Origin of the sequence: Paenibacillus polygoni (assembly GCF_030263935.1) — a bacterium.
GTDB classification, from domain to species: domain Bacteria; phylum Bacillota; class Bacilli; order Paenibacillales; family Paenibacillaceae; genus Paenibacillus; species Paenibacillus polygoni.
Genome location: NZ_CP127162.1, coordinates 2,617,309 through 2,640,318, shown reverse-complemented (window position 1 = coordinate 2,640,318; position 23,010 = coordinate 2,617,309). Strand labels below are relative to the sequence as shown.

The 23,010-nt window shown below is 41.7% G+C and carries 13 protein-coding genes; 9 read left to right on the top strand and 4 right to left on the bottom strand.

The window, feature by feature from the left end:
* The first annotated feature begins 13 nt into the window (after positions 1 to 13).
* Entirely contained in the window at positions 14 to 1,084 is a 1,071-nt protein-coding gene (locus tag QPK24_RS12820; protein WP_285741599.1) for a leucine-rich repeat domain-containing protein, read from the top strand.
* Between the two features lie 192 nt (positions 1,085 to 1,276).
* Here the strand turns inward: QPK24_RS12820 and QPK24_RS12815 are convergent, their stop codons facing one another.
* Complete coding sequence (locus QPK24_RS12815; protein WP_285741597.1) at positions 1,277 to 1,609, bottom strand: hypothetical protein; 333 nt, start codon at positions 1,607 to 1,609, stop codon at positions 1,277 to 1,279.
* Between the two features lie 462 nt (positions 1,610 to 2,071).
* Here QPK24_RS12815 and QPK24_RS12810 point away from each other — a divergent pair, with 462 nt between their 5' ends.
* The 8 genes from QPK24_RS12810 (at position 2,072) to QPK24_RS12775 (ending at position 18,519) form a co-directional block, all read left to right on the top strand.
* Positions 2,072 to 2,503, top strand: a complete 432-nt coding sequence (locus QPK24_RS12810) for a hypothetical protein (protein WP_285741595.1) — start codon at positions 2,072 to 2,074, stop codon at positions 2,501 to 2,503.
* 269 nt (positions 2,504 to 2,772) lie between these two features.
* The gene (locus QPK24_RS12805) at positions 2,773 to 4,101 is read left to right on the top strand and encodes a uracil/xanthine transporter (RefSeq protein WP_285741593.1); all 1,329 of its coding nucleotides are present in this window, start codon (positions 2,773 to 2,775) and stop codon (positions 4,099 to 4,101) included.
* Between the two features lie 74 nt (positions 4,102 to 4,175).
* A complete protein-coding gene (gene ggt, locus QPK24_RS12800; RefSeq protein ID WP_285741591.1) occupies positions 4,176 to 5,807 on the top strand; it encodes a gamma-glutamyltransferase in 1,632 nt (543 codons plus the stop codon).
* A gap of 50 nt (positions 5,808 to 5,857) precedes the next feature.
* Positions 5,858 to 7,018: an oxalate decarboxylase family bicupin gene (locus tag QPK24_RS12795; RefSeq protein WP_285749294.1), complete on the top strand. Its 1,161-nt coding sequence runs from the start codon at positions 5,858 to 5,860 to the stop codon at positions 7,016 to 7,018.
* Positions 7,019 to 7,176: 158 nt separating this feature from the next.
* On the top strand, positions 7,177 to 8,733 hold the full coding sequence (locus tag QPK24_RS12790) for an ABC-F family ATP-binding cassette domain-containing protein (protein ID WP_285741588.1): 1,557 nt from the start codon (positions 7,177 to 7,179) through the stop codon (positions 8,731 to 8,733).
* 676 nt (positions 8,734 to 9,409) lie between these two features.
* A complete protein-coding gene (locus tag QPK24_RS12785) occupies positions 9,410 to 9,976 on the top strand; it encodes a DUF4256 domain-containing protein (RefSeq protein ID WP_285741586.1) in 567 nt (188 codons plus the stop codon).
* A 408-nt stretch (positions 9,977 to 10,384) separates the two neighbouring features.
* The gene (locus QPK24_RS12780) at positions 10,385 to 12,091 is read left to right on the top strand and encodes a cellulase family glycosylhydrolase (RefSeq protein WP_285741584.1); all 1,707 of its coding nucleotides are present in this window, start codon (positions 10,385 to 10,387) and stop codon (positions 12,089 to 12,091) included.
* A 227-nt stretch (positions 12,092 to 12,318) separates the two neighbouring features.
* On the top strand, positions 12,319 to 18,519 hold the full coding sequence (locus QPK24_RS12775) for a family 43 glycosylhydrolase (protein ID WP_285741582.1): 6,201 nt from the start codon (positions 12,319 to 12,321) through the stop codon (positions 18,517 to 18,519).
* 87 nt (positions 18,520 to 18,606) lie between these two features.
* Here QPK24_RS12775 and QPK24_RS12770 read toward each other — a convergent pair whose 3' ends face one another.
* The 3 genes from QPK24_RS12770 to QPK24_RS12760 are packed head-to-tail and all read right to left on the bottom strand — an operon-like array spanning position 18,607 to position 22,966.
* On the bottom strand, positions 18,607 to 19,566 hold the full coding sequence (locus tag QPK24_RS12770) for a sugar ABC transporter substrate-binding protein (RefSeq protein ID WP_285741580.1): 960 nt from the start codon (positions 19,564 to 19,566) through the stop codon (positions 18,607 to 18,609).
* A complete protein-coding gene (locus QPK24_RS12765; protein ID WP_407083021.1) occupies positions 19,563 to 21,149 on the bottom strand; it encodes a response regulator in 1,587 nt (528 codons plus the stop codon). Before QPK24_RS12765 ends, QPK24_RS12770 begins: the two co-directional genes overlap by 4 nt.
* Before the next feature lie 11 nt (positions 21,150 to 21,160).
* Entirely contained in the window at positions 21,161 to 22,966 is a 1,806-nt protein-coding gene (locus QPK24_RS12760; protein ID WP_285741575.1) for a sensor histidine kinase, read from the bottom strand.
* Positions 22,967 to 23,010 lie beyond the last annotated feature (44 nt).

Below are 23,010 nucleotides of genomic sequence, written 5' to 3'. Positions count from 1 at the left end.
GGGGAGGACGAGTATGTTAAGAATGTATACAGACCCTAAAGGGGAAGCTTATAAGCAAGTGATAGATTTAGCAATAGAAAATTCAGAATGTTTTGTGTTTGGTTACAAAATGGGGGATTTACCTAGAGAGAATCAAAGGTATCAAAACGTACTGGAAGAATTAAAACCATATTTAATGAAGACCATCGTAATCCCTGACAATCAAATGGAGAAAATAACAGAAATGAGAGAAGCATATCGCAGCCATGCTTTTTATTGCTCGGGAACCTACTATTTTTATAAATCATGTGAAGAAAGCGGTCTCCTCTTAAAGAAATTTGCAGGAAGCCTTTCGGATTGGATTTTCCCCAACCTACCAGAAGATTTGTGCTTCTTAACAAAAGATGGCGAAGACTATCTTTATTCCGTTGTTCATGAGCGTATGTACGGGATTAATGTGACAGAGAATGAGGCAGTTGAGCTGATGGATCAAATTACAGGACTTTTCATAGAAATAAAGGCACATCGGGACTTCAATCGTCTGCTGGATGATGCTATTAAGCAAAAAACAGATCGGCTCTATATAAGTGGATATAGACTGAAGAAACTGCCAGATCGAATCCGCGAACTTACAGAGTTGCGATGGCTAGAAATATTCGAACAAGATCTTTATCAACTACCTGAGGCGTTATTCGAGTTAAGTAAGTTAGAAAGTTTGAAAATTATGACAGCAGACCTTGAAAGCATTCCGGAATCCATTGGTAAATTAAAAAAACTAAAAGAACTGCAAATCAGTTGTGCTAGTTCAGATAGACCGGATTCCACTTGGCGGATGAAATCAAAGGAAGAGATCAGTTTGCATCGTATCCCCCCTGAGATTGGAGAACTTGAGCACTTGGAGCAGCTTACGATCAACTATACTTCGATTTATGAACTACCAATCGAGTTAGAGAAACTTAGGTGTCTTAGATCTCTACATATCGTAAGTTGTATGATAGATGAGGAACCTGCTTTTCTTCAACGGATGAAGCAGCTAGAGTACATTAATGTTTCAAGGAATTCAATCTTAGAAAGTCTTGCTTTGAATAAAAATAAAATGGATTAAAATTATGTTTGAAAGCTCGTAGAGAGGGTAAGTAAAGAGATAGATGTTACATTCATTGTCTAATCATGAAGTTTATTAAATTGGATGTATATAGATGCCTGAAGTGTTGTCAAAGAAAAAAACAAGGTCAAATCTTTCCTATGAGCAGGGAAGAATGACCTTGTATTTAATAAAACTATATCATGGATTACATTAAGCGATATGTGGTTCGATCGCTTGATGGTAACTGTATAGGGATTCGTCAATGATGGTATGCAAGAAAACGGGATCTATGTCCCAGAGTAGTGATTCCGCATAACGCCAAGCATTCTCTTCAATGCGCAGCCGGATTTCAGCTTGTTCAGATACAGTGAGAGGCCCATCAAGAAGGCCTGATAGATGTTCCAGTTCTGCATCCTCAGCATGACCCAATTCATGAGCTAGAATGACAGAAATATAGGATTGTAAGGGAGCGAGAGAGCCGAATAACATTCTGCATTGCTCCATAATTTCTTTTTGATATAGGTACACAGTATGACTACTCATGTGATATTTGCCGCCAACGAGGCGATTGTCCGGGAAAGTAGATTCAATCTGGACAAGCGCAAGACTGCCTGAGCGTTCGAGCAGCTCAGTTACAGCCTGATTAAATAGTTCTATGTTCAGTATGATTCACCTGTCTTTGAAGTAGAATGAAATTCTTATTAGCAAAAAGTACCGACATTGCTTCTTTCGTATATATAGTATATATCAATTATTGAGCCATATGTATATTTTTTTTGTTTTTTTTTTACATATGAGGGGTAGAGTGTTTTGGGCTCGTCACTACTCGAATCACCGTAGAGGGATGATTTCGTCTGAGAGGATTAGAATATAAACAGAGCAACGGGTCAGTGCGATCAGTTGCTTTTTGGTATGTTAACTTTCTAGATTGATTGAGAAATAAACGTATGGCTTGTATAAATTCCATATAAATGAAGCACCGTATATTTAAAAAGGATGTTTCATTTGAAAATCAAACATTGTGTGCTTCTTGTCATCTTAATGAGTGTTCTTTGTAGTATTCCAACTCTTTCGTTAGCTTCAAACTCAGAGGTAAGGGAAAAACAGCTTGAGGAAGCTTTGTTGCAACAGCTTCATTCCAACATAACTGGAGCACTCAAACGTATATATAAAACAGAATATGTTATGGTTGGATGTACAGAGATATCAAATATTCAGCAGCTCGAAGCCATGATAGATCAGAGTGAAAAGAGAAGCATCAATGTAGATGCAATGAGTGGCGGGAAATACTTCGAGCTAACTATAAGATTATGCAGCGTAGGACCGAAAGAGGACAACGTCGAACTATATTTTAGAAACGATACTGCCGGGGCTAATTATTATTTGGTCGATTATAAAATTAGTACTGGCGAAAACAGTCAGAAATTAAACGAATAATTACAGAGGTACCATTTCGATGGTGAGATGAGTAAGCTGTGTAATGGGGACAGCTTCGCTAGAACGATAATTGGAAATTTTATAATAGAATCAGTCGACTTAATAAGTCTCAACTATATGGGTATATTCATGATTTATTATATTATGACATGATTTTACATAAAGTGGGTAAGTAATTTATAACCTGTAAGTTAATATATGTTAATAAACGTTGTCTTTAAGACAACGTTTTATTCTTATTTCAGCCGGATCACATGAGGAGGAGAATAATGTTTAAAGATCTTCAAAAATCAGAAAACTGGTTAGCTGGGTTTCAATGGTTTTTTTTTATTTTTGCGAATATCGTGATTATCCCACTAACCATTGGTAAGGCCTTTGACTTATCAGATAATACCATCATGACCACTTTACAATATTCTTTTGTAGTAACGGGTGCAGCATGTATAGCCCAAGCTTTTTGGGGACATAAGCGTGCGATCCTCGAGGGTCAATCTGGTTTATGGTGGGGAATGATTCTAACTACAGTTAGCATCGCCACTTCCCAAGGGATTTCGTTAGCAGAATTAGGTGGGAGTTTAACCGTCGGAGTATTGATTTCTGCGTTATTAACCGTGTTAACAGGTGTATTTGGATTAGGCTCTTTGCTTTCCAGATTATTCAAACCGGCTGTGATGGGCGTGTTTATGATGATCTTTGGATTTCAGCTCATTCAAATCTTCCTCAAGGGGATGCTAGGTATTCCAATGGGAAATGCTCCGGATCATGCTCGTATAGATCTAAATATTTCACTTATATCTATGATCATGATGCTCTTGATCATCATTGTGAATGTAATGATGCCGAGCAAGATTAGTAAGTATTCACTTCTGTTAGGGATTGTTGTTGGGTGGGGTGTTTACAGTATTTTTTTGGGAGAAGAAGAGACGATTAAGAATAGTGCCTCATTTCATTTTGAATGGTTCTCACTTGGTAATCCAGCCTGGAATGTCGGAATTATCATTGTAGCTGTCATTACAGGAATATTAAATTTAGCAAATACTTTTGGTGCATTGAAGGGAACAGAAGGGTTATATAAAAAAGAAACAAGCAAGAAACAATATCGTGCTAGTTTAATGATTTCTGGGTTCTTCACTGCGATCAGTGGTGTGCTCGGACTTGTTCCGTATGCACCTTTCGTATCCTCCATTGGCTTTTTGAAGCAAGCAGGAATTATAAATCGGCTGCCGTTTATTATTGGAGGTTTCCTATTTTTACTTATGGGTGTCATTCCGCCTGTGGCTCATTTCTTCTCGGATATCCCCTTAAGTGTAGGCAGCACAGTTTTGTTTGTATCTTATTTACAGCTGTTATTATCGTCCTTTGAATTTTTCGAAAAAGTGCCATTAAATAAACGAAATATATACCGGTGTGCGGTTCCTATATTTTTGGCTGTTGTCGTTATGACACTCCCAAGCGAATACTTCTCTTCTTTTCCTAGTTTTATTCAGCCTTTTATTAGTAATGGTCTTCTTGTAGGAATCACTCTGTCCTTAATTTTGGAAAATATTATGAATTGGGATCGTATCCAGGAAAAAATGGATAAAAAAGTTTTAGAATAAATGAATTGGTTAAAGGACTAATTAGTGCTTCTAGCCCACTGAAGAAGCAACTCTAATTTAGGGAAGGTGAGCAGATGGATAATAAATCTTACATGGTAGGACGTGAAATTGATCCTCGTTATGGAAGATCTTACATTGCAAGAAAGTCAGCAGTAGCGACACCGAGCAATTTAGCGTCCATGGCCGCTAACCGTATACTAAATGAAGGTGGCAGTGCAGTGGATGCTATGGTTGCGGCTAACAGCGTGTTGAGCGTTGTTTTCCCGCATATGACCGGTGCTGGTGGAGATTCATTCTGGTTGATCTATGATGCGAAAACCGGAAAAACACATTCATTAAATGCATCGGGAAGGTCTGGGTCTAAGGTCTCTATCACAGAATACTCGAAGAATGAGGGGATTGATATAAGAGGCCCAAAGGCAGCTATTACCGTCCCTGGAGCCGTTAGTGGCTGGATTGAAGCCCATCAGAGGTTTGGAAAGGTATCTCTTGCCAAGTGTCTAGAGCCTGCAATCGACTATGCAAAAAACGGATTTCCTGTAGAGGACTCTGTGGCCAGATTTTCTGAATTTGCTCTCGATCTGCTTAGAACATATCCTACAACGGCTCAAACCTTCTTAAAGAATGGGGTTGCCCCATTTGTGTCAGGAGATATTATGAACAATCCGAACTTAGCAAGGACGCTTGAGCTAATTGCTGAAGATGGTGCAGATGCCTTTTATAAAGGTGAGATAGCGGAGCAAATCTGCAGTTTCTTACAAGAACAAGGAGGCTTCTTAACAAAAGAAGACTTTGCTAATCATAAAGCAGATTGGAATGAACCCTTACAGATTGGTTACCGAGATCGAAAGGTAATTGCTCCACCACCCAACTCAGCAGGGTTCGTAACCTTGCAGATTCTTGGGATGATGGAACAGCTGGATATCAAGGAGCTGGCAAAGGATGAGGCCAAGTTTATCGACGCTTTTACTCGTGCCACAGCTTTTTCTTTTATTGATCGGGATACTTACTTAGACGATCCAGACTTTAATCATATTCCTATGGATACCTTACTCAGCAAAGAATATCTCAAGGATCGAGTTAAACGTTTATATGACCCTTCCTTAGGACCACCTGAACAAGGAATGGGGAAAAAGGGTGATACGACTTTTAGCTGTGCGGTGGATAAGGATGGAAATGCAGTTGGTGTCATTCAGAGCCTTTATTGGGAATGGGGTTCAGGTCTTGTGGCGGGCGATACTGGCATTCTTCTCCAGAACCGTGGAACTCATTTCTCTTTAAATTCGAATTCACGTGATAACCTTGAGCCAAATAAACGCCCAGCGCATACATTAACCTGCTCGATGGTTATGAAGGACGACAAGCCTGAGATGGTTCTAGGTGCCATGGGCGGTGACGGAGAACCGCAAACTCAAGCACTTATTACGATGAGGGTCATTGATCAAGGTTATACAGTTCAGGAAGCTATTGATGCGCCCCGATGGCTTCTAGGGCGGACGTGGGGAGATCACGTGCGAGGTCTTCGGCTTGAAGGTCGATATAATCATAAATTAGCTGAGAAATTACGTGAACTAGGCCACGATAATGTAGAAATTATTGAGAATTTTAGCGATTTGATGGGACATGCTCAAGCGATACGGATTTGGCCTGATCATTTAGAAGCAGGTGCTGATCCGAGAGCAAATGGACTGGCGACTGGCGACTAGTACATTTCAAAGTATTAAAAATCAAAAAAAGGATAGGTGATCTTTTTATGATGAATAAAACAATGAATGGAAACATCCCTCAGCCGAAAAAAGGAGACAAAGGTGGCGACATTTGGGGAGCACGCAATATTGAAAGAGATTTACAAAACCCTGATATTCTCGTTCCACCAGATACAGATAACGGTACGATGCCGAACTTGAAATATTCTTATGCTGATTCTCATATGCGAGTTGAGCATGGAGGCTGGTCACGTGAAGTTACAATTCGTGAAATGCCGGCATCTAAAAAAATTGCCGGTGTGAATATGCATTTGGAGCCAGGTGGTGTAAGGGAGCTTCATTGGCATAAGGAAGCAGAATGGTCCTTTATAATTAAAGGCTCAGCAAGAATTACTGCTATTAATCCTGACGGTAACATATTTGTTGATGATGTAGAGGAAGGCGATCTATGGTATTTCCCTTCAGGTATTCCTCACTCAATTAAAGGACTAAGCGAAGGAGTTGAGTTCATTCTTGTTTTTGATGATGGAAGTTTCTCTGAAAACAGTACATTCTCCCTTACAGACTGGATGGCTCACACTCCAAAAGAAATCCTGGCCGCTAACTTTGGTATATGTGAAGAATCTTTTGATAAAATACCAGAAAAAGAAGTATATATGTACCAAGGCGAAGTGCCCGGTCCCATTGTCAATGAACTGCCTAAGGAAGTCAATGAAGCTGTACAAGAGTCCTTCAGCTTTAAGCTAATGAATCAAAAGCCGGTAGAAACTTGCGGTGGGAAAGTTTGGATCGCGGATTCCAACAATTTTAAAGTCTCTACTACCGTTGCTGCGGCATTGGTTGAAGTTGAGCCTGGAGGGATTAGAGAATTACACTGGCATCCTAACGATGATGAGTGGCAGTATTATCTTGAAGGACAAGGACGAATGACGGTATTCGCTTCAGGAGGAAAAGCGCGCACTTATGATTACCAGGCTGGTGATGTAGGCTATGTGCCGTTTGCGATGGGTCACTATATACAAAATACCGGTGATAAACCTCTTAGATTCCTAGAGATGTTCAGAAGCGACCATTTCGCAGATGTGTCTCTTAATCAGTGGATGTCTCAAACCCCATCTTCCCTATTAAAAGAGCATTTAAATGTAGATGATAACTTTATTGAAAAAGCGCTTCATAAAGATAAAAGACCTAATGTTAAATATAATAAGTAAGAATGATAATGTGCAGGGAGCACTCTTTTATGATAAAAGAGCAGCTTCCTGCTTTTATCATGTGGTATTTGAAACATGCTTATGTTCCATTTGTATTGAAATATTAGCTTTATCATGCTTATAATAGATCGATAAATACAAGAAAAAGGTGTCTATTGATGAGTATATTAAATGTTGAAGGCTTAAGCCATGGTTTTGGCGATCGTGCCATTTTTAAAGATGTATCCTTTAGACTTCTCAAAGGCGAACATATTGGATTGATTGGAGCTAACGGTGAAGGTAAATCGACCTTTATGAATATCGTTACGAACAAGCTTCAGCCTGATGAAGGTAAGGTAGAATGGTCCAAACGTGTGCGTGTTGGTTATCTTGATCAGCATGCTGTACTGACGAAGGGGATGACGATTCAGGATGTTCTTCGCAGTGCATTTCAATATTTGTTCGATCTTGAGAAAGAAATGAATGAAATGTATGACAAAATGGGCGAGGTTAGTCCTGAAGAACTGGAAAAGCTGCTTGAAGAAGTTGGAACCATTCAGGACACATTGACGAATCAGGATTTCTATTTGATCGATGCGAAGATTCAGGAAACTGCGCGTGGACTTGGTATTACTGATATAGGACTCGATCGGGACGTTAATGATTTGAGTGGCGGGCAGAGAACCAAAATTTTGCTTGCTAAACTTTTACTTGAGAAGCCAGATATTTTGCTCCTCGATGAGCCTACAAACTATTTGGATGAGCAGCATATTGAATGGTTGAAGCGTTATCTGCAGGAATATGAAAATGCGTTTATTCTAATCTCGCACGATATTCCATTCTTGAACAGTGTAATTAATCTGATCTACCATATGGAAAATCAGAAGCTAACCAGATATGTTGGTGATTATGATCAATTCCAGCAGGTATATGAAATGCGGAAGCAGCAGCTTGAAGCGGCTTATAACCGTCAGCAGCAAGAAATTGCTGGTTTGAAGGATTTCGTAGCTCGTAACAAAGCAAGTGTGGCAACGCGGAATATGGCGATGTCGAGACAGAAAAAGCTCGATAAGATGGAAGTAATTGAACTGGCGAAGGAAAAACCGAAGCCACAGTTCAACTTCAAAGAAGCTAAAACTTCCGGTAAAATGATATTCGAAACAAAAGACCTCGTTATTGGATATGATAGTCCGCTATCCAGACCACTTGATCTTCAAATGGAACGAGGACAAAAAGTAGCCTTAGTTGGTGCGAACGGAATCGGTAAAACTACCTTACTTCGCAGTATTTTAGGTGAAATTCCTGCAATATCCGGCTCTGTTGAGCTTGGTTATAACCTTGAAATTGGTTATTTTGAGCAGGAAATGAAGGAAGGGAATTACAACACTTGCATTGAGGAAATATGGGAAAGATTCCCTTCATATTCTCAATTTGAAGTGCGTGCCGCTTTAGCTAAATGTGGACTTACAACGAAGCATATTGAAAGTAAAATTGCTGTACTTAGCGGTGGAGAAAAGGCGAAGGTACGCTTATGTAAGCTTATTAACAGTGAAACGAATCTTCTTGTACTCGACGAGCCAACAAACCATCTGGATGTCGATGCTAAGGATGAATTGAAACGTGCACTAAAAGCGTATAGAGGCAGTATTCTAATGATCTCTCACGAACCTGAATTTTACCAAGATATCGCAACGGATGTTTGGAACTGCGAATCATGGACGACCAAAGTATTTTAAGGTCAAATGGACCTATATAGATTTTGTCTATAACTGTTCATAATTCTCATCAAAACTTCATAATTGGTAAATTTTAAAAGTCGCCTTTGTGCGGCTTTTTTGTTCTCTTTGTTTTCTTAATAAATATAAGATTCATGTCCCCTTAGCTATTGAGTTAGAGAAAGGTTAAGCTTATATTCCTATATGACAGGTGATGAAACATCCTGGGGGAACCCACGCACCACCAAAGAGTTGATCGCCAGGATTGCGGAACAAGGGTACAACAGTATCTTACATATGAGGGGTAGAGTGTTTTGGGATCCTTCACCAATCGAATCACCTTAGAGGGATGATTCTGCCAAGGGGATTAGAATTTAAAAAGAGCAATTGGTCAATGCGATCAGTTGCTTTTTAGTATGTTAACTTTCCAAAATAGTGTGAGAAATAAACGTATGACTTGTATAAATTTTATATAAATGAAGCACCAATAAGCTTATGTAGAGTAGGACTCAAAGAGGACAACGTCGAACTATACTTTAAGAACGATACTGCCGGGGCTAATTATTATTTGGTCAATTATAAAATTATTACTGGCGAAAATAATCGGAAATTAACCGAATAATTACATATGTTCTAAGAAAGAAATGAAAGTGATGATGCTTTTATAAAGATCCAAACCTATTATGGGAGGTTTATTATGAACAACGAATATAAAGAGTTGTCACCAGAACAACGTGACGAAATACTCAGAACATTAAAAACTCGTTTTGAGAAAAACATGAATCGCCACGAAGGACTTGAATGGGCAGCAGTAGAAGCAAAACTGGAACGGAATGTAGAAAAACTGTGGTCACTTTTTGAAATGGAAAGAACCGGAGGGGAACCTGATGTTACACTTTATAATAAGGAGACGGGGGAATATATTTTTTGTGATTGTTCGGCAGAAAGCCCTAAAGGCCGCAGAAGTGTGTGTTACGATCGGGCCGCGCTCGAATCAAGGAAACAACACAAACCGCAGAATAGTGCTATGGATATGGCAGTTGAGATGGGGATTGAAATTTTGACAGAAGAGCAATACCGGGAGCTACAGAGACTTGGGAAATTTGATACGAAAACATCGAGCTGGGTGAAAACACCTGATCATATTAGACAACTCGGTGGTGCCATCTTTTGTGATCGTCGCTACGACACTGTTTTTGTGTATCACAATGGAGCAGATTCTTATTATGGTGTCAGAGGTTTTCGTGGCTCGCTAAGAGTCTGAATTTGTTTGTTATTTTCTAAAGATGTTACGATGAATCAATGGAGTTATCCGGAAAGAAGTAGATAGTCCCATTAGAAGTCGCCTATATGGCGACTTTTTTCGCGTTGCTTTCATAAGTAGTAACGAGCGAAATAGTAAGTCTTCGTCCGACTACAATTCCTTGTATGAATGCGATCAACAAATAGTTATCGAGCCTGGGTCATAATTCGTTAATAAATATAAGATTCATTTCCCCTTAGCTATTGAGTTAGAGAAAGGTAAAGCTTATACTCTCAGATAAAGAAAGCGATTACAGAGAAAGGAGGGCAGGTAACCAATCCCCTTTTTGTTAGCTTACCGCTCAATTGCACCCACTTCAACGTGTTCTAACAGATTATCAAAGCCAAAAATATAATAAAAGGACTGGGTATGAATAATAAAAAGAGTTTTCCTTTATGGGCAATGCTGATGTCTTTGGTTTTAATAGCAGGTGTTCTTTTTGTAGTGGGTCCCCTCATTTCAGCTGAAAAGCAGAAGGAGAAGAAAAGTAAAATGCAAACATATGTAGAAAAAATGCAGCCAGGATGGAACCTCGGAAATACGTTTGATGCGACAGGTGATGAAACATCTTGGGGTAACCCACGCACCACCAAAGAGTTGATTGCCAAGATTGCGGAACAAGGGTACAACAGTATCCGTATTCCAATCACTTGGCAGCACCGTATGGGCGATGCTCCTGACTATACGGTGGATCCGGATTTTATGAGAAGAATTGAGGAAGTTGTAGATTGGTCACTGGATGAAGGACTGTATGTCATGATTAATATCCATCACGACTCCAGCGAATGGGTGAGGTACATGGATACGAATCATGATGAAGTATTAGAGCGATACAGTGCCTTGTGGACACAAATAGCGGATCATTTCAAAGATCATCCAGGCAAGCTCATGTTTGAGAGTATAAATGAACCTCGATTCTCAGAGGATTGGAATAAAGATGAACCTGAGTATTTTACCATGCTTGGTGAATTGAATGATTCTTTTCATGACATCGTACGGACTTCTGGAGGGGAAAATGAAAAACGCCCGCTAGTTATACCTAGTATAACGACCTCTGCTTCCGAAGTCAGATTAGAGGAACTCTACAAGACAATAACCAGTTATAACGATCCGAATCTAATTGCGACCATTCATTATTACGGATTTTATCCTTTTAGTGTCAATATGGCAGGAGCAACTCGGTTTGATGAAGCTGCTAAGAAAGATATCATGGATACGTTTGATCGGACATATGAGCGGTTTACGAAGGAAGGGATTCCGGTCATTGTGGGGGAGTTCGGGTTACTCGGATTTGACAAGTTTTTGGGGACGATCCAGCAGGGAGAGAAACTGAAATATTTTGATTTTGTAAATGATTATGCCACTCAAAAAGGATTTACCACGATGCTGTGGGATAACGGCCAACACTTTAATCGCAGGGAGTTCCAATGGTTTGATGAAGATTTGTATGCTGTTATCCAAGCTGGTTTCAAAGGTCGTTCTTCCCATGCGATGTCTGATTTTGTCTATTTGAAGAAGGGGGAGAATGTACAGGACGTATCCATTCCTCTTGAGCTTAACGGGAACGAATTTCGAAATGTCATTATGAACGGAAAGACACTAATAAAGGGCCAAGATTACACTATTCATGAGAACATGCTCACGCTAAAAGCCTACTTCCTTGGTCAGTGGTCTGATACTGCTTATGGAAAGCAAGCAGAGCTTCGTATCGTTTTTAATTCAGGGGCTGATTGGAAACTTAACATAATTACCTGCGATGTACCTGAGCTAAGTGAGGCGTCTGGATCTTCAGATGAGCTGATCATTCCAGTCCAATTCAATGGAGATGAGCTGGCTACGATGGAATCGCTGTATGAGAATGGACAAAATGCAGGGCCGGCGGATTGGACTTCGTTCAAAGAATTCGGGCACTCATTCATTCCATCCTATGAGACAAATGAGATCAAATTAACGAAAGCTTTCTTTGATGAAATCAAAGATGGGAAAGTGACTTTGAAATTTCATTTTTGGAGCGGCGAAATGATAGAGTACATCATTGAGAAAGAGGGGACTAGCGTAACTACCATTAAATCCTGAGGTAGTTGTGGTTCCATTTTGAAAAAACAAAAAAATTCACCTTTTAAAAAAGATATTACATCGTGATTTATGCAGGGGCGAGATATAATGATCTCGAACTTTAAACAAAGTAGTTATAAAAGAAACAACTAGAAGGGAGGCAAAGGGATAATTTCGAGCTCGGCTGCACTTTTTCGTCATTTTAGAAAGCGCTTTAATTACTATTATATTAAAGGAGAATCAGTATAGTGGGGAAAAAGAAGCTAATTTCGATTCTTACAACAGCCGCCTTATTTCTGAATTTGATGCCGGCTGGGCTCACATTTGCAGAGGAAATCCCCAAAGAACTGGGAATTGCGAATAACCCGATTATTTGGGCTGACGTGCCTGATCCCGATGTCATTCGTGTGGGTGATGCCTATTATATGACCAGTACGACAATGCACATGAACCCAGGCGTTCCAATTATGAAATCGTATGACCTCGTACACTGGGATATTGTCAATTATGTATATGATATTCTGGACGAGACCGATCATCAGAGATTGAGTAATAATAAAAATGAGTATGGAAAAGGTTCTTGGGCTAGCAGTCTCAGGTACCATGACGGTAAGTATTATGTAGTGTTTTCTTCCAGTACAGCAGGAAAGACTTATATTTATCAAACAACGGATATCGAAAATGGACCTTGGACACACTCGGAGCTTCCTTTCTATCACGATATGTCCCTTCTATTCGATGACGATGGACGAGTGTACCTTGTACATGGAGGCGGTGATATTCGGATTGTTGAGCTAAATTCGGACGCCACTGCGGTGAAAGAAGATGGAATGAATAAAATCATTATTAAGGATTCGAGTTTAATTGCAGGACCAAATGTGGGACTTCAAGCGGAAGGTGCTCATATCCAAAAAGTGAATGGGAAATATTATATTTCACTAATCACTTGGCCGAGCGGCGGCATGCGAACACAATTGGTGTTCCGCTCTGACACCATAGACGGCCCTTATGAAGGGAAAGTCGTATTGCAGGATCAGGGGATTGCACAAGGCGGGCTGATCGATACGGTTTCAGGAGATTGGTATGCCTTTTTGTTCGGTGACCGTGGTTCCGTCGGGCGTATTCCATACTTAGTTCCCGTCACATGGGAGAATGACTGGCCGGTATTTGGTGTCAATGGCAAAGTCCCAGCTGAAATTTCTCTTCCATTACATAATGGGGAATCCAATATTGTAAGTTCTGATGAATTCTATAATCGCTCAGCACGATCAGGTCTCCCATATACTTCTGAAGACAGCAACGCACCAGATGTATCTTCAGAACTCTTTGAAACGGATATGCTTGCAGCCGCTGAGAGATCAGGGAGGGAACTGTTAGTTAACGGTGGAATCGAGAGTGGTGTTGAACCTTGGACTGGAAACGGCACAGCCTCCGTATCCGTTACGAATGATGTTTATGGCAGCGGCGCATCTGCTCTGAAAACGACGGGGCGGACAGCGACCGGAGATGGTCCAATGCAGGTAATAACGGGGAAAGTAAATACCAATGTCACCTATACCTTCTCTGCCAAGGTAAGGTACGATGAAGGGCCAGACCAGAAACAGTTCAATTTCAACATACAGAACGGTCCAAGCTGGCAAGGAATTAAGGTGCTTGGTTCGGCTGTGATCAACAAAGGTGAGTGGGGAACGGTCCAAGGTACGTACACGCTTCCTGCGGATGCCGATTTATCTCATACCTTTATTTTTATTGAGACACCATGGACCGCCACGCCTGATCAAAACACAGATCTGATGGACTTCTATGTCGATGACATTTCTTTTGCAGATACTTCCGTCTCAGAGCTAATTATCAACAGCGATATTGAAAGCGGTATCGAGCCTTGGACTGCTAATGGAGCAGCATCGGTATCTGTTTCAAATGATGTATATTACAGCGGTATATCAGCACTGAAGACGACCGGACGCAAGGCAACGGGAGACGGGCCGATGCAGTTGATTACCGGAAAGGTGGATACTAATGTCACTTATACCTTCTCTGCGAAGGTAAGGTACGATGAAGGGCCGGAGCAGAAACAGTTCAACTTCAACATCCAGAACGGACCGAGCTGGCAAGGAATCAAGGTGCTTGGTTCGGCTACGATGAAGAAAGGGGAATGGGGAACACTCCGAGGCACATATACACTCCCTTCCGATGCGGATTTATCCCATACTTTTATTTTCATTGAGACACCATGGACCGGAACTCCGGATCCTATCACAGATCTAATGGACTTCTATGTTGACGACATCTCGTTTACAGCTTCCTCTGCTCCCATTCCAGATACACAAAAGCCAGGAGAGAGTGAAGGTAATGGCTCCAATCTAGGGCTTTCGTGGCAGTGGAATCATAATCCAGATAATAACAACTGGTCGCTGACCCAGCGTTCTGGATTCTTACGTCTAACAACGGGCAGAAAAAGCACAGGAATTCTAGATGCACGCAATACACTTACACAAAGAACGTTTGGACCTGAAAGTTCAGGTTATATTGCTATTGAAACTGATCATATGAAAGACGGAGATGTAGCGGGTCTTGCCGCTTTCCAAAAAAATTATGGTTATGTCGGTGTTAAAAAGTCAGGAACCGCAAAATCGATCGTAATGGTTAATGGCAGCGGCGAACAACCGAAAGAAGTTGCCAGCATCCCGCTTGCTGCGGATCGAGTTTATCTGAAAATTGATATGGATTTTAAAAAGCAAACAGACAAAGCTTATTTTTATTACAGTCTTGACGGGGTAAGTTGGACAGCAATTGGAGAGCAGCTGCAAATGTCGTATACCCTGCCTCATTTTATGGGTTATCGTTATGCCTTATTTAATTACGCGACCAAAACGGTAGGCGGATACGTCGACTTCGATTATTTTAGAGTAGACAACAAGATGACTGGAACAGGGGAGTCAGCTCCTATTCTTTCTGCAAGTCTGGATGATGTCTCGGACGTTCTAGGCGTTCCAAATGTAGAATTCGAAGTTCCGGTAAAAATGGAGGCATTGCCTGACGGAACTTATAATGGAATCTCTGCTTCCTTCGATATTCCGGATTTTGTATCCGTAACCGGAGTATCATTTCATACAGACAATATTAGTGGTACACCATCTTACTCATTTGCTGACCGCAGACTGGAACTGAAGGTTTCCGGCAGTAACGTGAATTTTACGAATACCTCATCTGATCTGTTCGCTACGATTCAACTGAAAATGAAAGATTTTGTTCCGAAGGATCAAACAGTAAAAATTCGTACGGATTATATCAAAACAGAAGGCAGCAATGTAGTTTATAACGTGAGTGAAGCAGTTTCTGCTATTGATTTGAAGGCATTGGACACGAAAGCTCTTGCTAAAGTACCTGGATATGCGAACCCGCTAATCAGCCATAAGTTTGGCGCAGATCCCTATGCGCTTGTCTTTAACGACAGAGTATATGTTTATATGACAAGTGATGCATTTGAATATGACGCAAATGGGAATTTGAAAGATAATAGTTATTCCAAGATCAATACAATCACTGTCATCTCATCAGAGGATATGGTGAACTGGACCGATCATGGAGAGATTCCCGTAGCAGGCCCGAATGGTGCTGCCAAATGGGCGAATAACTCTTGGGCGCCTGCGATTGCTCATAAGGTAATTGAAGGAAAGGATAAATTTTTCTTGTACTTTGCTAATAATGCTTCCAGCATTGGTGTCCTTACTGCCGATAGTCCAATCGGGCCGTGGACGGATCCACTGGGGAAATCATTTATTAACAGCAGTGTACCAGGAACAAACGGGGTAGTGTGGATGTTTGACCCGGCTGTTCTGGTGGATGATGATGGAACAGGTTATCTGTATTTTGGCGGGGGAATCCCTGGCGGAAATAATCCGACAGAAGAGCAAATTGCTCATCCGAAGAGCGGCAGAGTAATTCAATTGGGTGACGATATGATAAGCACAGTAGGATCAGCAAAACTCATTGATGCTCCTTATCTTTTTGAGGATTCCGGAATTCACAAATATAACGGTAAGTACTATTATTCTTACTGTTCTAATTTCGCCGGTACCCATCCGGAAGGTTCTCCGCCGAAAGGAGAAATTGCATACATGGTCAGCGATGATCCGATGGGGCCATTTACTTACGTCGGAACCATTTTGCAGAATCCAAACGTCTTTTTCGATGTCGGTGGGAACAATCATCATGCCATTTTCGAATTTAAAGATCAGTGGTATGTTGCTTATCACGCTCAAACCCTTGCTAAGGCGATGAATAAAGCGAAAGGATATCGCTCTACACACATCAATAAAGTGGAGTTTTATGAGAACGGATTTATTAAACCGATCAAGGGTGATATGGAAGGAGTGGAACAGTTAGCTGTTCTAAATCCATACCAGCGCACCGAGGCAGAAACGATGGCATGGCAGTCCGGGATGATGACGGAGAAATCCTTGCAGCCTGGTAACATGGTGGAGAGCATCAACCTCAATATAACCGATGTCAATGATGGAGATTGGCTTGCTGTTGCAAACGCAGACTTCGGTACGAGTGGACCAAGTATTTTTGAAGCCAGCGTAGCAGCAACTGCTGGGGGAACGATTGAAATACGACAGGACAGTCCAGTCGGTGATGTCATTGGTACGTTTGATGTGACGCCTACGGGTGGCGCAAATCAGTGGAAAACGCTGAAGACAGACGTCAAACCGGTTACCGGTGTTCACAATATCTTCTTTATGTTTAAGACAAAAGGTCAAGATTCTCTTCGAATGGATTACTGGCAGTTTACGAAGAATGAGATCGAACCGGAAGTGATTCCTCTGGAGTCTGTCTCCATTATAGGAGAAGCTACATCTGTTAAAGTGAACAATTCACTTACGTTTGATTCTCAGCTAAATCCAGTCAATGCGACAAATCCAACATACCGCTGGGAAGCATTTAATAATCTTGAGATTACAGGTGACAGTGATAAAGAGACGGTAAATGTAAAAGGAATCTCAGCTGGCAATGGTACGTTGACTTTAACCGTTACTGCTGGCGGCAAAGAGATTACTACTCATATTACAATTAAGGTAAGCACCGAAGACGAAGGAAGCGGTACGCCGTCTGTTCCAAACCCAGCCCCTTCCACACCAGCTCCACCCGATAGACCTTTGACTCCAGCGGCACCACAGCAGACCTTACCTGTCGGTAAGAAAGATGCAGAAATAAAAGTTGGCGACAAAGAAGTGGACTTGGGTACGATCGGCACGACAACCCAGCAAAACAAGAAAATTACGACAATAGCATTTGATCAGAAGAAGCTGGAAACTTGGCTTTCAACAGCGAAGGAAGGCGATGTGATTGCCGTTACAGTTAAGGCAGACTCGGAGCATGTAATTACTCAATTTAATAAGAATATTCTAAAAGCCCTTCAGGATAAGAAAATCATATTGGAACTATGGACGGGTCTAGGGATTTTCAAGGTTCCAGCTTCCAAAATTAGTACGAATTCTTTGCCGTCAGCAGGCGATGGAACAAGCACGGAAACGACGATTCAAATTGAGATTGCTGTTCCAGATTCATCGATGAGCAAGGTTGCAGAACAGGTAGCCAAGGTAAAAGGCTTTAAGCTTAGCTCGGATCTGCTTGACTTCAATGTTAGAGCAGTACAAGGAAATAACGTTACAGATATCACTCCATTTACTGGATATGTGGAGAGAATGATTCCACTTTCGGATAATTCATCAGCTAACCAGGTATCTACTGGTGCTTTGATCGAATCAAAAGGTACAGTTTATCAGGTGCCGACTCAAATCGTTACAGAGAACGGGAAACGTTACGCAAAAATTCGCAGCTTGACTGGCGGCACCTATGCAGTGGTTACGAACTCCGTAACATTTACTGATCTGACCTCGCACTGGGCACAGGACAGCGTCAACAATCTCGGATCTCGGATGATTATTGATGGAACGGGAAGCGGTTTATTCCTTCCAAATACGGAAATCACTCGTGCCGAATTTACTGCACTGCTTGTGCGGGCGCTTGGACTTCGTTCAGAGCAAGGAGAACTTACATTAACGGATGTAAAGACTACGGATTGGTTCGCTGAACATGTGAAAACGGCGCAAACATACGGCCTGATCACTGGGTACGAAGACAACACTTTCCGGCCTTATGAGAAGATTACAAGGGAACAAGCCATGCACATTGCCTCTCAAGCGATGGAAATTACTGAGCTGAAGAGAAGTTTGACAGAACGATCAGTGGAAGAGATGCTAAGCAGTTATGAAGATGCAAACCGCGTCTCAAGCTGGGCCAAATCAGGTGTGGCAGATAGCTTGCAGGCAGGTATCGTCTCCGGAAGAAGTTCATCGAATCTAGCGCCTAAGGCGTATATCACCCGTGCTGAAGCAGCTAAATTGATTCATGAACTGATGAAAAAATCAGGGCTGTTCTAGTTATGTAAACAGGTTGTAAAGTAAAACCGATAAACGAAGAGAAAGGGCAGTCCTTAATCGGATTGCCCTTTCTCTTTGTTATGATGGTCAATTATGCATTTCTATGATTTCTGTGTTAATAAATTCTGGCATTGTTTTATCTTGTGATAGACTGCGCAGGGTGTTAATGATCGCTTCGCCCCAATTCTGCTCATTTTGGGAGATGATGCGGGTAATTTGACCGTTTTCGAGGGATTGATTGACATAGGGAGTAAGACCGAGCGCGACATTATATCGTTTAAGCCCTTTAGCTTTCCAGACTAGAACTGAACTCGAACTAGAAACGAAATCCAGGTTGATCAGCGCACTGAAGTGCGGGTGAGCCGATATCATTTCTTCCAACTGCTGAATGGCTTTTTCTTCGCTGGCATGGTTATGGCGAACTTCGAGCACGTCTATTTCGGTATACTCATGTAAATAATCCTGAAACCCTTTTAGCCGCTGAGTTAATCCAAGCATTTGCGGCATGCCAGACTGGACTAGGACCATCCCTTTGCCGCCAAGCAAATTGTCTACGGTTTGGGCAATCACTTTCCCCGTCTTATAGTTATCCGCACCGATAAAAGCATTCCGCTTACTGGACGGAGAGTCCGACTCGAAGCATATGACAGAGATTCCGCTGGTCACCGCTTTGTCGATGACGTCAATTAAAGCTTCGGAGTCCACCGGAATAATTGCTATGCCGTCGACCTTTTGCTTGATCATCATCTCCATGATTCGAATCTGTTGCTCTAAGTTTGCTTCATCTGGCGCTTGAACGATCAGTTTAATGTTATAATCGCTGGCTGAGGCTTCCGCGTTTTCCGTAATCATCTCGTATGTGTCGTTTACCATAGGATAGATGATGCCAAAGGTAAGTTCAGGATCGTTTTTTGAAGGGAGCGAAAGAACCTCTTGATTCTGATTCCATGTCTCCATTGTAGTACGAGCCTCCATACATCCACAGAGAATTAATGTGATTCCGAGTAGTAACGTCAGCGTCTGAACGGCTTTGAATCGGAAATTCACAAGCGATCTCCTTCTTTCGCAGTGATCTCAACTGACTCGCCCTCAAGTCCATGTTTGCGATATTCCATGGGTGTCATTCCGGTTACTTTCTTGAACAGGTTAGAGAAGTAATGTTGATCACTATAACCTACTTGAAAAGCAATCTCGAAGGTTTTACAGCGAGTTGTTTTAAGTAATACTTTCGCTTTGCCAATTCGCGTGGCGGTTAAGTACTCTGTCATGGTCTGTCCGGTTTCTTGGCTGAATACTTTGCTGAGGTGGCTAGAGCTGACTCCAATCTGTCTTGAAGTTTCATGAAGGGAGAGCTGGTCATTGTGATAATTCTGCCGAATGTATAGTTTGACTTTTTCGATTAACTCTCCATACTTGTCAGACCCTTTTGACCGCCAGACCCATAGCTGTTCATATACTCCAAGTAAATAATGAAGGCACTCTTCCACATTTGAAATTTTCCGAATTTCCTTTTGCAACTCATGTATCATTTCTGCTTGATTTCCTTCTGTGCGGAAAGTTAACTTTGCGGTCTGAACTAATTCTAAGGTGATATCGTTGATCAGGTAGTAGGCATACATGGAATTAAAACTGATCTGATGAAGGCCGGTCCCAAGCTGACGAATAAAAGAGGGCGCTTCTTGAGGATTACCTACCTTAAGAAACTCAATTAGACTGTAGCGGTCAAGCGGCACACTGCCTGGTGTCTGGTCGATTGAGGACTCAATCAGAGCTGCTTTGTTCTGCTTTGACAGCTTCTTGATCATTCGGTCATCTTCGGCCTCTTGGAAGGAAAGATGGATGCCTTGAAGGCGTTCATGGACACTTCCGCAGCTGATGGACAGTTGCAGACCAAGATGAATACTTCGTTGTTCCAGTACTTGGATCAGAAGACCGATTCTGGTTGATATTTGATCCGGGAGACTGTCCTTTAGAATAATCACCGTTTCTGTACGGCTGCGCCTAAAGTAATAAAGTTCGGGGTACTCAATTAGTGTATTCATAATAACTAACTCTGCCGCTTGAATCTTAGAATGTACAAGACTCAATTCGTCCAAGATGGGTGGAACAATAGATAAGATAATGACAGCGTAATAAGGAGCGATAAGCTGCAGATTCAGCTCAGCAGCAGCTTCGATCGCGGCTCCAGTACCAATTAGTCCTCCGCAAAGGTCGGCATATAGCTTATCAGGACTATACATATTTTTCTGTTTCAATCGATTCTCTTCATCAATCCTGGTACTGACCGCATTCAGTAACTGGAGTAGTTCCGCGGCGCTAACTGGTTTCAGGCAGTAGTCTTCGGCCCCAAGCCGAAGAGCGGTTTGGGCATACTGAAAATCATCATGGCCGCTTAAGATGATGATTTTGATGTCAGGAAATCTTTGTTTAACTACGGAAGCCAGTTCGAGACCGTTCATAAAAGGCATTTTAATATCTGTGATTAGAATGTCTGGTACTTGTTCTTCAATGAGCGGCAGTGCTAACTCTCCGTCAGGAGCATCACCGCAATATAAGAAACCTTCCTTCTTCCAATCGATAGAATCCCTGATGCTCTCCCGAATCAAAATTTCATCGTCGACGAGTACAATTTTCTTTATCGTCAGTTCCCCCTGTTCTTATTTTTAGGTATTCGTACAAATATGGTCGTACCGGCACCTGCGATACTTTCAAGTTCAACCCCGTATTCACAGCCAAAATAAAGTCGTAGCCGCTGATGTACATTTTGCAGTCCGAACCCTCCTTCGGCGGGTTCTTCTTCCTCAGACTGAAGGGGTTGTTCGAGCTGATGTCTTAGCATTGCTAGTCGATCTGGTGGAATTCCTATCCCATTGTCAGTAATAGTAAGAATAACGGCTGATAATTCCAAATAACCTCCAATGACAATAAGGCCTTTTCCTCTTTTATTTTTAATTCCATGATACAAGGCATTTTCTATCAGCGGCTGAAGAGTCATGTTTAAAATTGGATAATCTAAAAGTTCAGGATCGATGTCGATCCGATAGTCGAGTATATCCCTGTATCTCATCTGTTGAATAATCAGGTAGCTGTTAGCGTGAGCTAATTCAGTGCGAATCATTACCCAGTCTCGGCCTTTATTTAAGCTGATCCTGAATAGGTCAGATAAAGCTTTCACCAGCTGGATTACTCCATCGTTTTTGCCCGCTTCGGCCATCCAGATAATTGAATCCAGTGTGTTGTATAAAAAGTGGGGATTGATTTGAGCTTGCAGTGTTCGCAGTTCTGCTTTTTGCAGCTGCTGTTGTTTCCGTATACTTTGTTCCAAAAGTTCTTTTATCTTCTCTACCATGATATTGAAGCTTTGCCCAAGATCCGCAATTTCATCTGTTCCAACCGGTTTAACTTTAGCTTCAAGATAACCGCTTGCAGTAAGCCTCATTTTATGTTGAAGAAGCTGGATAGGCCGGGTTAGCCGCTTGGTCAGCAAGTAATGAAGCGTAATTGCAAATATGATACTGAGCACTACGCTAAGTATGATCAGCTGCCTGATGCTGTTAGCTTCGGCAACGATCTCTTGCAGCGGAGCGATACCGATAATCGTCCAGCCTGTAGCAAGAGAAGCCGTATGTACGATAAAACGCGGCTTACCGCCCGTTCGCAGTACATATCCGTCTTTACTAGACTGATCGGGAAAAGGAAGGGGCGTATTTTGAATGATGTTTTTGTCATCGTTCTCTATGGGAGGGACAAAAATCGGATTGTTATGCTGATCCAGAATATAAAAAAAACCCGTCTTGCCGATCTTCACCTGATCACAGAATGTCTTAATAAACGAATCGTCTAAATCCACGATAATAAACCCAATGACTTCATGGGTAATTTTTTGCTTAACTGCTGCCATAATCGAAATAACTCCCCGATCTTCATAAGCAAAACCATCGATTTGATCAAGGTTGTTCATTTGCGCGGATGGAATTCGCAGCACGGAATCAGGGTTCTCAGCAAGCTTCTGAAAATGTTGATTCCGCAGTGGATTCGTATTGGACTGAAAAATCCCTCGGCGTTCGCTGATTCCTTTTCCATAGAGATTAATCAAGCTAATATTGAGTACGCTTTCATATTTGTATGTGTCTCGGTAAAGAGAAAAAGTCCGAAGAATATCTTTGGCTTCCTTATAAGTCTCCGACGGTGATAGAAGAAAATGGATAACCTTGGGGTTATTGCTTAGTTCAAGAAGCCTCTCCGTATCTATAAACAAATTATCGATATTAGTCCCTAGCATTTCAGCTTGGAGCATAGTGGATGCCTTACTGTGGCTTGCAACTGAATGGTAGGATTTCTGATATGAAATCATTCCCACCGTCATTAGCGGTATGGTGGTGAGGACAATAAACAAGGCCAGCAGTTTTGTCCGTAGGCTTGACGAAATCCATCGCTTCATCCTCATCAGCAGTTCCTCTCAGGGGATATGGTTCTAACCACTTATAGTGT